Source organism: Microbacterium sp. AK009 (assembly GCF_013410955.1).
Classification (GTDB): domain Bacteria; phylum Actinomycetota; class Actinomycetes; order Actinomycetales; family Microbacteriaceae; genus Microbacterium.
Window position 1 is genome coordinate 39,246 of sequence record NZ_JACCCG010000005.1, and the last position, 13,029, is coordinate 52,274.

The window sequence follows — 13,029 nt, forward strand, 5'->3', positions numbered from 1 at the left end:
AGGAGCACCCATGGCCACCTACTCCGTCGACAGCGATTCCCTCCTCGCCGCGACATCCACCATCCGCGGCACCATCGACCGGATCCAGGCCGACACGCAGTCGATGCTGGCCCAGCTGACTCACCTGCAGGGCTCCTGGACCGGCAGCGCCGCCGTCGCGTTCCACTCCGTCGTCGACCAGTGGCGCGCTACCCAGCGTCAGGTCGAAGACAGCCTGAACGGCATCAACACCGCCCTCGCCTCCGCCGGCCGGCAGTACGCCGACGCGGAGCTCGCCACGGCGAGCCTCTTCCGCTGACCCCCCACGAAGCTGCAGCGGAAGACCGAGCGGTCCCTCTCTTCGAGGGGGACCGCTCACCTGTTCCGGTGTCGGCTACAGTCGAGGTGAATCACCAGCGTCGGTGTGTTCGCCGGCGTTACCCGCCCCCGGCAAAGGATCAACGATGACCCCACGGCCCTGGCTCGCCCACTACCCGCCCGACGTGTCCCCCGAGCTCGACGAGACCCCCTTCACCCACCTGCCCGCGATGCTCCGTCAGGACGCCGTCGACTACGCCGACACCATCGCCTTCACGCAGTGCATGCCGAACGGCATGAACGGCTCGCTCACCTACGCCGACGTCGACAGCCTCTCCGACGACTTCGCCGCCTACCTCCGGGAAGTGGTGGGACTGTCCCCCGGCGACCGCGTCGCCGTGCAGATGCCCAACTGCCTCAGCTACCCCGTCGTCGCGTTCGGCATCCTCAAGGCCGGTTGCGTCCTGGTCAACACCAATCCCCTGTACACCGCCTCCGAGATGGCACGGCAGTTCGCCGACTCGGGTGCCACCACCCTCGTCATCATCGACATGTTCGCCGACCGTTTGCCGGAGGTGCTGTCGTCGACCTCGATCGGCACGGTGGTGACGGTGCGCATCGGCGAGTTCTTCCCACCCGTCATCGCCGGCGTCATCCGCATGGTGCAGAAGTTCTGGAATCGCTCACTCCCGCCGATCAGCGTGGCGCACACCCCCTTCCAGGAGGCGCTCAAAGCCGGCCGTGCACGCAAGTCCGCCGAGGCCATGGCGGCCTACCTCGACGACGTCGACCTCGACTCCGTCGCGGCGCTGCAATACACCGGTGGCACCACCGGCATCGCCAAGGGCGCGATGCTCACGCACGGGAACCTCGTCGCCAACACCCTTCAGACGATCACGATGTGCAGCACGCACATGCGCCGTGGACGCGAGATCGTGCTGACCGCCCTGCCGATCTACCACATCTTCGCGTTCACGGTGAATCTCCTCGGCTTCCATCATCTCGGCGCCCGGAACATCCTCATTCCCACTCCGCGGCCCCCGAGCAACCTCAAACGCGCCTTCGAGAACTATCGCATCACGTGGCTCACCGGGGTGAACACCCTCTTCAACGCCCTGCTGAACGAACGGTGGTTCGTCGACAGCCCGCCCCGTCATCTGGTCGCCTCGGCCGCCGGAGGGATGGCCCTTCACGGGTCGGTCGCCGCCCGGTGGCGCGAGGTCACCGGCACTCCCATCGTCGAGGGCTACGGCCTCACCGAGTCCTCCCCCGTCCTGACGTTCAATCCCCTCGGGGGGCAGGGCAAGGACGGCAGCATCGGCATCCCCGTTCCCTCCACCGACGTGCGGTGCATCGATGCGGAGGGCCGGGAGACCGCCGTCGGCGAGGCCGGAGAGCTCGTCGCACGCGGGCCGCAGATCATGAAGGGGTACTGGCAGCGCCCCGACGAGACAACACTCGCGCTCGTGGACGGATGGCTGCGCACCGGCGACATCGCCACGATGGACGCCGAGGGCTACTTCACCATCGTCGACCGCAAGAAGGACATGGTGATCGTCAGCGGCTTCAACGTCTACCCCAACGAGATCGAGGAGCGGATCGCCGCCATGGCCGCCGTCGTCGAGGTGGGTGTCGTCGGGATCGACGACGACAGGACCGGTGAGGCGGTCCGGGCCTACGTCGTCGCCGGAACGCCGGCTCCCACGGAGGCCGAGGTGATCGCCCACTGCCGGGAGACCCTCGCGGCGTACAAGGTGCCGAAGTCGGTCGTGTTCGTCGAGGAGCTCCCCAAGAGCCCCATCGGGAAGATCCTCCGCCGCGAGCTGCGCGACAGCGCGCAGGCGGCGCCGACGCCCAGTGGTGAGCCCCGATGATCGAGGTGTTCCTGGCGACCGGTCAGGCCGTGGTGAACGAGCAGGACGTCGTCACCCCGTTCGAGCAGGTGCTGCTGGTGGGACTGGTGTTCGTCATCATGTTCGGACTGGGCGCAGGGCTCACGCCGCGCGACTTCAAGCTCGCCCTCCGTCGCCCCTACGGGCTCATCATCGGTCTGCTCACCCAGTTCGGGATCATGCCGCTGCTGTCGTACGTGCTCGTCGTCCTGGTGCTGTTCCAGCTTCCTCGGGAGTACGCCATCCCCGTGGCGATCGGTGCCCTGCTGATGGGGTGCGTCCCGGCCGGGACGACCTCGAACATCTTCACCTACTTCTCCAAGGGCAACCTCGCCCTGAGCGTGATCATGACGACCAACTCGACGCTCTGGGCTCTGATCCTCACCCCGCTGATGCTCGCCCTCTACGGGTCGTTCATCTTCACCCAGTCGACCGACCTGCAGATCCCGATCCTGAACATCGTCGTCACGCTCGCGACGCTTCTCATCCCGGTGATCGCGGGAATGCTGATCCGGCGGTTCAGCGCGAACGTCGGGGCGGTGATGGAGCTGCTCGGCGGGTTCTTCGGGCTGTTCTTCATCGTGTTCCTCATGGCGACCTGGGTGCCGCGCAACTGGGCGCTGCTGACCTCCACGCCGTGGCAGACCTACCTGGTCGCCATCGGCCTCGGTCTGTTCGGCATCGCCATCGCCTATGGGCTGGCCCGCGCCATCCGACTGCATCCGATGAACGCGCGCACGATCGGTCTGGAGACGGGAATCCAGAACGGTCCGCTCGCGATCGCGATCGTGCTGCTGAGCTTCTCGGGAAACCCCGACATCGGGCTGATCCTCATCGTCCCGGCGCTGTATTCGCTCTTCATCGTCATCGTGTCGACGTTCGTGACGCTGTGGTTCCGACGCGCGAACCTGGCAGAGGAGCAGAAGATCCCGAGTCTTCTCTGACAGGCGTCTGTCAGCGCCGACCGGGCCGCTCGCGGTCAGGGCGGATCAGGAGATCCCCGAGGTTCTCCGAGAGCCAGCCGTTCCACATCCCCACCCCGCGCCACGCATCGCTGACGATGTCGAACACCTCGGGGCCCCACATCCAGTCCGCGAGGGGCTCGGTGCGGCCGATCGCGAGGTGCGTGAGCCGCAGCAGGCCGATCCGGGGGTGGTCGATGGAGTATCCCCGCGGTGCGGTCCGCAACGCGTTCTCGCTCATCGGCACGAGGTCATCCTCCGCGAGCGCCGAGACGAGACCCTCCACCTCAGGACCGCGACGGTCATCGTCGACGAGCTCACGGAAACGGGCGAGCGCGGCCGGCGGGACATCGTACGAGCCGCCGCCGACGAGGAGACCGGTCGCCGAGAGCTGCAGGTAGTACGCGACCGGCGCGAGCGAGACCATGCCGATGTGGAGCTTGTAGGGCGACTTGTCGGCGCTGAAGCGCACGTCGCGGTTCGGCCGGAAGATCTTCAGCTGACCGAACTCCGGCTCGAGCTCGGCGGCGAGCGCCTCGAATGGAGCGCGCACCACCGCGTCATAACGGGCCTTGTTCGCCAGCCACCATTCGCGGGTGTTATCCGCCGCGAGCTCGTCGTAGAAGCGCGGGGCCGCCGGGTTCAATCCGTCGAAGCTCATGCGGCAGATGGTAGTTGGTGCGGTGGGAGGCGGGGCGATGAGGTGGGATGCTGCGGGAGGACGGCGAAGAGCCCCCTCCCGGAGGAGGGGGCTCTTCTTGGTTCGGACGGCTCAGGTCTCGATACGGCGCCTGCGGCGCCTACTCGACCTTGATACGCCCGGGACTCAACGCCGCCGCGCGGCATTGAGTCCCGTCGTATCAAAAGTCCATGCCACCCGTGGGGTCGGCGGGCGCCGCGGCAGCCTTCTCGGGCTTGTCGGCGACCACGGCCTCGGTGGTGAGGAACAGTCCGGCGATCGACGCGGCGTTCTGCAGCGCCGAACGCGTGACCTTGGCGGGGTCGATGATGCCCTGCGCGAACAGGTCACCGTACTCGCCGGTCGCGGCGTTCAGGCCGTGCCCGACCGGAAGGTCGGCGACCTTGTTGGCCACGACACCGGGCTCGAGACCGGCGTTGAGCGCGATCTGCTTCAGCGGGGCCTCGATGGCGACCTTGACGATGTTCGCACCGGTGGCCTCGTCACCCGAGACCTCCAGGGCCTCGAAGGCGATCTTGCCGGCCTGGATCAGCGCGACACCACCACCGGGGACGATGCCCTCCTCGACCGCGGCCTTCGCGTTGCGAACGGCGTCCTCGATGCGGTGCTTGCGCTCCTTCAGCTCGACCTCGGTGGCCGCACCCGCCTTGATGACGGCCACGCCGCCGGCGAGCTTGGCGAGGCGCTCCTGGAGCTTCTCGCGGTCGTAGTCGCTGTCGGTGTTGTCGATCTCGCGACGGATCTGGGTCACACGACCCTCGATCTGCGCAGCGTCACCGGCACCCTCGACGATGGTGGTCTCGTCCTTGGTGATGATGACCTTGCGCGCACGGCCGAGCAGGTCGAGGGTGGCGTTCTCGAGCTTGAGACCGACCTCCTCGGTGATGACCTGGCCGCCGGTGAGGATCGCGATGTCCTGCAGCTGCGCCTTGCGACGGTCGCCGAAGCCGGGGGCCTTGACGGCGGCCGACTTGAAGATGCCGCGTATCTTGTTCAGCACCAGGGTCGCCAGGGCCTCGCCCTCGACGTCCTCGGCGATGATGACGAGCTCCTTGCCGTCCTGGATCACCTTGTCGACGACGGGCAGAAGGTCCTTGATGTTGGAGATCTTCTGGTTGGCGATCAGGATGTAGGGGTCTTCGAAGACCGCTTCCTGGCGCTCGGGGTCGGTGACGAAGTAGGGGTTGATGAAGCCCTTGTCGAAGCGCATACCCTCGGTGAGCTCGAGCTCGGTGCCGAACGTCTGCGACTCCTCGACGGTGACTACGCCCTCCTTGCCGACCTTGTCGATCGCCTCGGCGATCAGGTCGCCGATGGTGGGGTCGGCGGCCGAGATCGACGCCGTGGCGGCGATCTGCTCCTTGGACTCGACCTCCTTGGCGTCGGCCAGCAGCTGGTCGGTCACAGCCTTGACGGCCTTCTCGATGCCGCGCTTGAGCGAGATCGGGTCGGCACCGGCGGCGACGTTGCGCAGGCCCTCGCGCACGAGCGCCTGAGCCAGAACGGTCGCGGTGGTCGTACCGTCACCGGCGACGTCGTCGGTCTTCTTCGCGACCTCCTTGACCAGCTCGGCGCCGATCTTCTCGTAGGGGTCGTCCAGCTCGATCTCCTTGGCGATCGAGACACCGTCGTTGGTGATCGTGGGGGCGCCCCACTTCTTCTCCAGCACGACGTTGCGACCGCGGGGACCCAGGGTCACCTTGACGGCGTCGGCCAGGATGTTCAGGCCGCGCTCGAGGCCGCGACGGGCCTCCTCATCGAAAGCGATGATCTTTGCCATGTGTGTGTCGTCCCTCCCGGACGTTGGCTTTCGGACTTAGCACTCAACAATCACGAGTGCTAATCCATTCTGGCACTCGGCATGGGTGAGTGCAAGCCGCACGACACACGGCGTGTGGCGGGGTCGCTGCGCAACGCCGACGGCGTCGTGCGGGTCTCAGACCACGCGGACCGATTCGGCCTGCGGGCCCTTCTGCCCCGACCCTACGGTGAACTCCACCGTCTGACCCTCTTCGAGCACCCGGAACCCGGTCATATCGATGTTCGAGTAGTGGACGAAGACATCCTGACCGTCACCGGCGGTGATGAAACCGTAACCCTTCTCGGCGTTGAACCACTTGACGGTGCCCTGTGTCATGACGAACTCTCCTGTACTGCGGCGGGACAGGGCCCATGCTAGGGAGCGCCGACAGGCCATATCCGGCTCCGAGGCGATTGTTGACCTGCCCGCTGTCAAACATTTACGCGGGCGAAACACTCACCCCGGTTCAGGGCGCGGGAGCCTCGTCGGCCGGCGCATCGGCCGTGCGATCCAGCCCGATGACGACGGTCAGCTGAAGCGCCTGACTCTCGTCCTCCGGGGTGTTCGGGTCATCGGCGAGCTGATAGACGTCGGTCTGCTCGATGCGCGCGCCGCCGAGCACGAGGTCGGCCAGACCCGCGGCGGCAGCCTGGTCGCCGGGGAAGGCGTAGTAGACCGTGGTCTCGGCGAAGTCGGTCGTGCCGGCGCCGCTGGCCGAGACGGCATCGGCGGACCAGCCGGCCGCGACGATCTCATCCTTCACCTGGGTCGCCAGCCCCTGCTCGGGCGTGGCGTTGAGCACCTGGACCGCATAGGACGTATCGATCACCGGCTCGACGGTGGGCTGCGGTGACGCCGTGGGCTCGGCATCGGGGGCGAGCTGGATGCGCCCCGACGTCAGCAGGGTGCCGAAGATGCCGACGACGATGAGCACGATGGTGGCGAGGCTCGCCCAGAGGAGCACCGCCCACGGACGCATCCGGGGGTTCTCCGCCCGGTGCGCACCGACGCGTCCGCCGTCCGCGGGGAGGTCATCGAAGCGATCCCGCGGATAGGTCCTTGTCGGCACCAGAAGATGCTACCGAAGCGGGCGGAGGCAACCTAAGCGGCAGCTGGACGAACGCGAGGAGGATGCCGGGACGGGGCCCCTCAGCGAGAAGTCGCCGCCGTGCGGATGACGCGTGCGCGCAGGCGCGCGTCGCGGATGCGGCGCAGCCGTTTGACGAGCATCGGGTCGTACTCCTGCGCCTCGGTCGTGTCGATCAGCCGCGTCAGCAGCTGGTAGTAGCGCCCGGGCGACATGCCGAGGCGAAGGCGAATGGCCTCCTCTTTGGCGCTGCCGTGCCGCGTCCACAGCGCCTCGAAGTCGAGGATCAGCCGGTCTCTGTCGCTCAGGGGCACCCGCCCACGCTAACCCCGGATCCCCGGCTCCTCCGGGCGCCACTCCACGAATGCGCCGAGCGGGTCGACCACAGCGCACCCGACCCCGTCGAGGGCGAGGACGAACCCCGACCATCGCCCCGGATCCAAGGGCGGATGCCACTGATCGGCCATGCCCGCGGGGGTGAGGCTGACCCACCGCGCCCCCGCCGTGGCGCGGAGGGTGTCGATCTCGGCGCGAAGGCGCACCCGGCCCTCGCGCGGGATATGCGGGAGGACGCCGGGCGTGGTGATCACGAGGGTGGCATCGGCCGGAGCCGAGGCGGCGGCCTGGGCCACGACGCCCGGTTCCGAGGCGTCGCCCCGCCACATCCGCGGCGGATCGGCCGCCGCGATGTCGAGCGCGGCGAGGAGGCGCTCGCGCCGCCCCGTCTCGCCCGGCCAGACCAGGGCGGCGAGGAACGCGCGATCGTCCGCGTCCGCGGCATCCAGGGGGGAGAGATCCACACCAGCCCGCCACACCACCTCCGGCACGGTCATCGTCTCGGCGACCGCCGCGGCCGCCGGCCCGCGCAGCGTGCTCTCGAGGACGACGGGCGAGACCCCGTCGACGGGGTCGAGCGCGGGCCCGCCGGCATAGCGGTAGGAGTACCGGTCGGGGTACAGACACAGGCCCGCACTCGCGCCGACCTCCAGCAGGGCGATCGGCCCGCTGATCGCGGACAGCGCGGGAAGGAGCGCGGCGCAGCGGAGCGGCTCGTTCGTCTGCAGCGACCGGCGCGTGCACGCCTCGACCACCGCCTGAGCGTGCCGCGTCGTCCACGCCGCCCACGCGGTGTAGTCCTCCTCCGGCGCCCCGAGGAGGCGCGTGACGGCGAACACGAGCGGCGGTTGACGGCGCGTCGGGGGGATCCTCGCCAGCAGCCGCTGCAGCGCCGGGTCGCCGGCCACTCCGGCGGCCCAGGCTTGGTAGAGCGCCGAGCGACCGGGCGCTTCGGTCTCGGCGAACCGCCGATACCGCTCGGCGACCTCACGGAGGGTATCGGCGTCGGACACTCCCCCATCGTGCCGCGGTCGGGGCCCCGTCGGCATCCCGGATGTGTCGCCGAGTGTCCGCGCAGAGCGCACCCGCGCGTCCCGGGTCGCGGGTCTGCGGTTGAATGGAGGCAGGAGGTTCCATGTCTTACACGGTGGACAAGTCCGACGAGCAGTGGCGGGCCGAGCTCAGCCCCGAGCAGTACGCGGTGCTGCGCGAGGCGGCGACGGAGCGCCCCTGGACCGGGGAGCTGCTCGACGAAGAACGCGCGGGTCTGTACACCTGCGCCGCCTGCGGGGCTGAATTGTTCAAGAGCGGCACGAAGTTCGACTCCCACTGCGGGTGGCCGAGCTTCTACGAGTCGATCCGACCCGAAGCCGTCGAGCTCATCGAGGACAACAGCCACGGGATGGTGCGCACCGAGGTGCGCTGCGCCGCCTGCGGATCGCACCTCGGCCACGTCTTCCCCGACGGCTTCGGCACTCCGACCGGCGATCGCTACTGCATGAACTCGCTCGCCCTGGACTTCACTCCCGAATCGCCCGCGTGAGCGCGACGAGCGAGGCGGTGTTCGACGCCGTCGCCGGTCGCCGCTCGTGGTCGCGGGTGACCGACGACGCGCCGACCCACGAGGAGCTGGTCCGACTCGTCGCTGCAGCCGGACGGGTGGCCGATCATTCGTCCCTGCGTCCCTGGCGACTGATCGAGGTGCGCGGCGACGACCGCCGGCGACTCGGCCGGGCGATCAACAAGGCCGAAGGGCACAAGGGCGCCTCGACGAAACCGCAGCGCGCGCCCCTGCTCATCGCCGTCGTCGCGAGCTACCGCAAGAGCGCCAAGGTGCCCCGCTGGGAGCAGGAGGCCGTCGCCTCCGGCGTCGCGCACATGCTGAGCCTGCTGCTCGACGATGCCGGCTGGGGAGTGATCTGGCGCACCGGCCACTACACGCGCAGCAAAGCGGTGGCCAAGGCCCACGGGCTGAAGAAGAACGAAGAGCTGCTGGGCTGGCTCTACGTCGGCGGGAAGCCGAGCGATGCCCGGCCGGGTCGGCGCACGCCGATCGAGGCCGACCGCTTCCTGTCGCGCATGCCGGCTGACACGCGCGACCCCCGCTGACGCGCCTCTAGACGACGTACTAGCGCCGCAGCATCCGCCGCCACGGCAGGCTCACGACGACGACCGACAACAGCGCGAGCGTGATCATCGCGATCGCCTGGAGCGTCCCGGGACTGCCGATCGCCGGCCAGAACGCGTCGATGAGGACGGATGTCGCCAGCTGTCCGACGACGGCGCCGAGCCCGAGCAGCAGCACACCGGTGGTCCCCACGAGCGCTGCCGACAGGATGATGTACGACACGCCGATGGCACCGCCGAGGTAGAGCAGCGGATTCGTCGGGAACTGCGCGGGCGGACCGGAGAGGGCGACGCTGATCGCCGCCCCCACCGCGAGGATCACCGTGCCGCCGATGAAGTTGACCAGGGTCGCGGTCAGGGGTGAGCCGACCCGCGCCCGAAGACGACCGTTGGTCGCCTGCTGCCAGGCGATGCCCGCACCGGTGAGGAGCGGCAGCACGAGCATCCACACCGGGACGGCGGCGAGCGTGTCACCGCTGAGCGCGAATGCGACGGCGGCGACAGCGAGCACGGCGCCCAGAAGCCGGGGAACGGTGACCGCGACCGCCCCGGCGGGTCCGTAGCCGGTGCGATCCAGGATCAGGCCCGACACCGCTTGACCGGCGACGACGCCCACGGTGAAGAGCGACACCCCGATGATCCCGACGGCCAGTCCCTGCGTCGCCACCGTCAGAGCGCCTGCGGCCCCGCCCAGCAGCATCCACCAGGGGATCGAGCGTTCCCGGAGGCCTCGTCGAAGCGCCGTGACGCCTCGCCGGCCGCCCGGCGTCACCGCCGAGAGAACGGCGACGAGGAGAAGACCCGAAGCGAACGAGATGACGGCGGCGACCACCCCGTCGCCGACACTCACACCCAGTTGACCGTTCACCCGCGCCTGCAGCGCGGTCAGCACGCCGACGAGGACGGCGCCCGAGACGGCGAGGCTCAGCGGAACACGCGGCGCGGGCATCCCTCCATGATGCAGTCAGGGCCGGGGTTGTACGGACGCGGGACGCGGAGCGGCCTCCCGACGTACGCTGAAGTGTGCCCGTCACCCGTCGAACCCGAACGCTGCTCAGCTGGCTGCCCGCGGCGCTTCTGGTGCTGATCATCGGCGCCATCGTCGTCGGGACGTTCACGGTGCAGGCGTCGTGGTGGGCCGAGGACGATCCGGAGGCCTCGGCCGACCAGAAGGCATCCGACGGCGGGAGCATGCTGACCGACGCCGGGTTCGACTACGTCAACGTCGAGGGCGTGCTGCGGGTCCGCGTCGGCGACGGCGCCCTGCCGGCATCCGACCTCGGGCTGCGTGCCAACGAGACCAAAGCGGCCGAGTTCCGCCGGCCGGTGCGTGCGCTCATCGCCGCCGGCGACGAGGTGCACGTCGTGGAGGACGTCGTCGCCGCCAGTGCGACGGCGGCGGATGACCGGCTTGCGACGCTCACCGTGGCGATCGACGGCGCGGGCTCGTGGCGCGGCGCGATCGACGGGCTGCAGGCGCGCGCGGCGGAGTTCGGCTGGGACGCCGCGCAGTTCGAGGGCCTGGACGAACGCCTGCTGGAGTTCAACTCGACCGGGTCTGGCGAGGTCTTCGAGGTCGAGATCGGGCCGGGATCGGATGCGGACACCGCCGTCACCGCAGAGGTGGCGTTCTCCCGTGAGGGCGGAGCGACGACGGTGGCGCTGCGCTTCGCTCCGCCGGAGTAGCGCGTGGCGGCGCGCGTGTGGACGACGGTCGACGCGATGTGGAGCCGGCTACGGGACTCGAACCCGTAACCCCCTAATTACAAGTTAGGTGCGCTACCAATTGCGCCAAGCCGGCCTGCCGCGGAATTCCGCGGATCTGAGGGACCTCCGTTGAGTTAGGTGCAGGCTGACCCCGCACAAACCCCGCACATTCAATTCCTCAGCACTGAGTCTAGAGCGTCCGCCGCGCGGGTCCCGCCGACCGTCTTCGACATGTAGACACCCATCGTCAGCGACGGGTCCGCGTGCCCCAGGTACTCGGCAATGTCCCGCGGCGTGAGGCCTGCCTGATCCAGCGCTGTCGCTACCGTCTTCCGGAACGAGTGGAAGGTGTACCCCGGCAGGTTGTGCCGCTTCCGGAAGTCCGCCCACTCGGCCGCAGCTCGGCGAGGATCGCGACGCTTCCCGAGCACGGTGGGGAACACGACCCCGTCGAGGTTCAGCCCGCCCTTCACGCGCCGCTCGGTGAGCATCCCCACGACACCGGCGGGCACGCGGATGCACCGCTCCCCCGCATCGGTCTTCGCGTCACCGATCGTCACGGTGCCCTTCTCGAGGTCCACGCCCGTCCAGACCAGGTTGCACGCCTCGCCGATGCGGACACCGGTGCCGGCGACGAACAGCACCAGGTCCGTCATATCGACCTCGGCGAGCCTCTCGTCGGCGCGCACCGTCTCCAGCAGCCCGGACAGTTCGTCCAGCGGGATTTGGATGGCGCCCTTCGCCTTCCCCTCGACCGCCGCGAGCTCACGCACCGGGTTCGTCCTGATCGCGTCTGAGCGGGCGGCGAGGCCCATCATGCCCGACAGCACCGCCCGCGCTGTCTTGGCCGCTCCTGGGCCGTTCTCGCGCGCCACGAGGTCGATGAAGCGCTGCAGCCTGTCCGTCGTCGCCTCCGACACCGCGAGGTCACCGATGCGGGGCACGATCACCCGGTCGATGGTGTGCCGGTACGCGTCCAGGGTGCGCGGCGCGCGACCGGCTTTCGCCTCCAGGAACCGACGTCCGAGGTCCCGGATGCGGGTCTCGCGCTTCACGTCGACGCCGGCGCCGAGCTGGATGTCGACCAGCGCCGCTTTCAGCTTCGTCTCGGCCTTCGCTCGAGAGGTGGCAAATCTCTCCACCTGACGCAGCCGGCCGTCGTCGAACCGGTAACGAGTACGCGCCCGCCACTTCCCCGGCTCCACCTCGACCAGCGAGACGGCGCCGTAGCTGGACAGCGGGGTGCGCGGCCTAGCCATCAGTCATCGACCAGTGGCTCGACGCTGGCGATACGCCCGGTTCGCGGGTTCAGCGGCGGTCGGTGAATGGACGTGCGCACGCCATCGCTGGCGCCGTAGTCGAGGTCGAAACGTTCGATGAGCGCGACGACTCTTCGTCTGATGTAGTCGACGCGCTCGCCGATCTCGCTGTCTTGCGGGATGCCTTTGCTCGGGAAGTCAGCCAGGCGTCGGAGACCCGAGAGCAAGCCCCGGTACATCTCGACGACTTCCTGCGCCTCTTCCGCGACCTCCTCCTCGGTACGGGGGATGTGAGAGATCGGATCACCTAGGCGGTCCTCGATGAGCCAGCTCTCCTCGACCGGAATCGACTCGATCTCGCCCGCCAACACCGACCCGGCGAAATCGATTCTTAGCAGCGACTTCTCGATGCTAGTGATGTGCTTGACGACAAACACCGTGATCGGCCAGTACGTATTGACGCCCATGAGCTGGACGTCGGACAGCCGCACCGCCATCTCCGCGTTGGTGAGCTTCCCGTCCAGCGGGTGGCCCTCCTGCCTGAACATCTCCCACGGCGTGACCACATCGACCAGCAACGCCAATGGCGATATGCGCAGGGCATTGGCGATTAGGAGCAGCTCCGTCGTCGTGAGATCGCGCTTCCGCCCGCTCTCAAGGTTGGCGATGATCGCACGCGTGATTGCCTTGGAGGGGATCGCGTCAGCGAGATCCTGCGCTGTCATCCCTCGCCACATCCGATAGTCGGCCACGCGGGCACCGATGGGGGCTGGCTCTCGCGAGGGGTTCGGTGTCATTCCTACACTCTATCCGGCCAATGAGTACTTGCGCTACACAATGCGGTGGGTTACGGTGTAGTGT

Annotated in this window: 15 protein-coding genes and 1 tRNA gene; 6 read left to right on the plus strand and 10 right to left on the minus strand. The window is 68.7% G+C overall.

Features of this window, described 5'->3' with window-relative positions; translation table 11 throughout:
* Positions 1–10 precede the first annotated feature (10 nt).
* The 3 genes from HDC37_RS11645 to HDC37_RS11655 all read left to right on the plus strand — a co-directional run bounded on the left by HDC37_RS11645 (position 11) and on the right by HDC37_RS11655 (position 3,133).
* Positions 11–298: a WXG100 family type VII secretion target gene (locus HDC37_RS11645; protein WP_179560583.1), complete on the plus strand. Its 288-nt coding sequence runs from the start codon at positions 11–13 to the stop codon at positions 296–298.
* Positions 299–443: 145 nt separating this feature from the next.
* On the plus strand, positions 444–2,171 hold the full coding sequence (locus HDC37_RS11650; protein WP_179560584.1) for an AMP-binding protein: 1,728 nt from the start codon (positions 444–446) through the stop codon (positions 2,169–2,171).
* Entirely contained in the window at positions 2,168–3,133 is a 966-nt protein-coding gene (locus HDC37_RS11655; protein WP_179560585.1) for a bile acid:sodium symporter family protein, read from the plus strand. Before HDC37_RS11650 ends, HDC37_RS11655 begins: the two co-directional genes overlap by 4 nt.
* 10 nt (positions 3,134–3,143) lie before the next feature.
* Here the strand turns inward: HDC37_RS11655 and HDC37_RS11660 are convergent, their stop codons facing one another.
* From HDC37_RS11660 to HDC37_RS11685, 6 genes are all read right to left on the minus strand, one after another.
* The gene (locus HDC37_RS11660; protein ID WP_179560586.1) at positions 3,144–3,812 is read right to left on the minus strand and encodes a DUF2461 domain-containing protein; all 669 of its coding nucleotides are present in this window, start codon (positions 3,810–3,812) and stop codon (positions 3,144–3,146) included.
* 199 nt (positions 3,813–4,011) lie between these two features.
* A complete protein-coding gene (gene groL, locus HDC37_RS11665; protein ID WP_179560587.1) occupies positions 4,012–5,631 on the minus strand; it encodes a chaperonin GroEL in 1,620 nt (539 codons plus the stop codon).
* A 156-nt stretch (positions 5,632–5,787) separates the two neighbouring features.
* Positions 5,788–5,988, minus strand: a complete 201-nt coding sequence (locus tag HDC37_RS11670) for a cold-shock protein (protein ID WP_124293776.1) — start codon at positions 5,986–5,988, stop codon at positions 5,788–5,790.
* 130 nt (positions 5,989–6,118) lie between these two features.
* The gene (locus tag HDC37_RS11675) at positions 6,119–6,721 is read right to left on the minus strand and encodes a LytR C-terminal domain-containing protein (RefSeq protein WP_179560588.1); all 603 of its coding nucleotides are present in this window, start codon (positions 6,719–6,721) and stop codon (positions 6,119–6,121) included.
* 80 nt (positions 6,722–6,801) lie between these two features.
* Complete coding sequence (locus tag HDC37_RS11680; protein ID WP_179560589.1) at positions 6,802–7,053, minus strand: DUF3263 domain-containing protein; 252 nt, start codon at positions 7,051–7,053, stop codon at positions 6,802–6,804.
* A gap of 9 nt (positions 7,054–7,062) precedes the next feature.
* Positions 7,063–8,088: a DUF2332 domain-containing protein gene (locus HDC37_RS11685; protein ID WP_308472194.1), complete on the minus strand. Its 1,026-nt coding sequence runs from the start codon at positions 8,086–8,088 to the stop codon at positions 7,063–7,065.
* 122 nt (positions 8,089–8,210) lie between these two features.
* Between HDC37_RS11685 and msrB the strand changes: the two genes are divergently transcribed.
* Together msrB and HDC37_RS11695 are read left to right on the plus strand one after the other, a co-directional pair.
* Complete coding sequence (gene msrB, locus HDC37_RS11690; protein ID WP_179560591.1) at positions 8,211–8,618, plus strand: peptide-methionine (R)-S-oxide reductase MsrB; 408 nt, start codon at positions 8,211–8,213, stop codon at positions 8,616–8,618.
* Positions 8,615–9,184 carry a nitroreductase family protein gene (locus HDC37_RS11695; protein WP_179560592.1) on the plus strand — a complete coding sequence of 190 codons (570 nt, stop codon included), beginning with the start codon at positions 8,615–8,617 and terminating at the stop codon, positions 9,182–9,184. Before msrB ends, HDC37_RS11695 begins: the two co-directional genes overlap by 4 nt.
* A gap of 19 nt (positions 9,185–9,203) precedes the next feature.
* Here HDC37_RS11695 and HDC37_RS11700 read toward each other — a convergent pair whose 3' ends face one another.
* Positions 9,204–10,151 (minus strand): DMT family transporter, encoded by a 948-nt coding sequence (locus HDC37_RS11700; RefSeq protein ID WP_179560593.1) that lies wholly within the window; start codon positions 10,149–10,151, stop codon positions 9,204–9,206.
* A gap of 74 nt (positions 10,152–10,225) precedes the next feature.
* Between HDC37_RS11700 and HDC37_RS11705 the strand changes: the two genes are divergently transcribed.
* Positions 10,226–10,888 (plus strand): hypothetical protein, encoded by a 663-nt coding sequence (locus HDC37_RS11705; protein WP_179560594.1) that lies wholly within the window; start codon positions 10,226–10,228, stop codon positions 10,886–10,888.
* Positions 10,889–10,927: 39 nt separating this feature from the next.
* Here HDC37_RS11705 and HDC37_RS11710 read toward each other — a convergent pair.
* The 3 genes from HDC37_RS11710 to HDC37_RS11720 form a co-directional block, all read right to left on the minus strand.
* Positions 10,928–11,003, minus strand: a tRNA-Thr gene (locus HDC37_RS11710).
* A gap of 76 nt (positions 11,004–11,079) precedes the next feature.
* Positions 11,080–12,168, minus strand: a complete 1,089-nt coding sequence (locus HDC37_RS11715; protein ID WP_179560595.1) for a site-specific integrase — start codon at positions 12,166–12,168, stop codon at positions 11,080–11,082.
* Positions 12,168–12,965, minus strand: coding sequence for a helix-turn-helix domain-containing protein (locus HDC37_RS11720; RefSeq protein ID WP_179560596.1), 798 nt, complete (start codon positions 12,963–12,965; stop codon positions 12,168–12,170). Before HDC37_RS11720 ends, HDC37_RS11715 begins: the two co-directional genes overlap by 1 nt.
* Positions 12,966–13,029 lie beyond the last annotated feature (64 nt).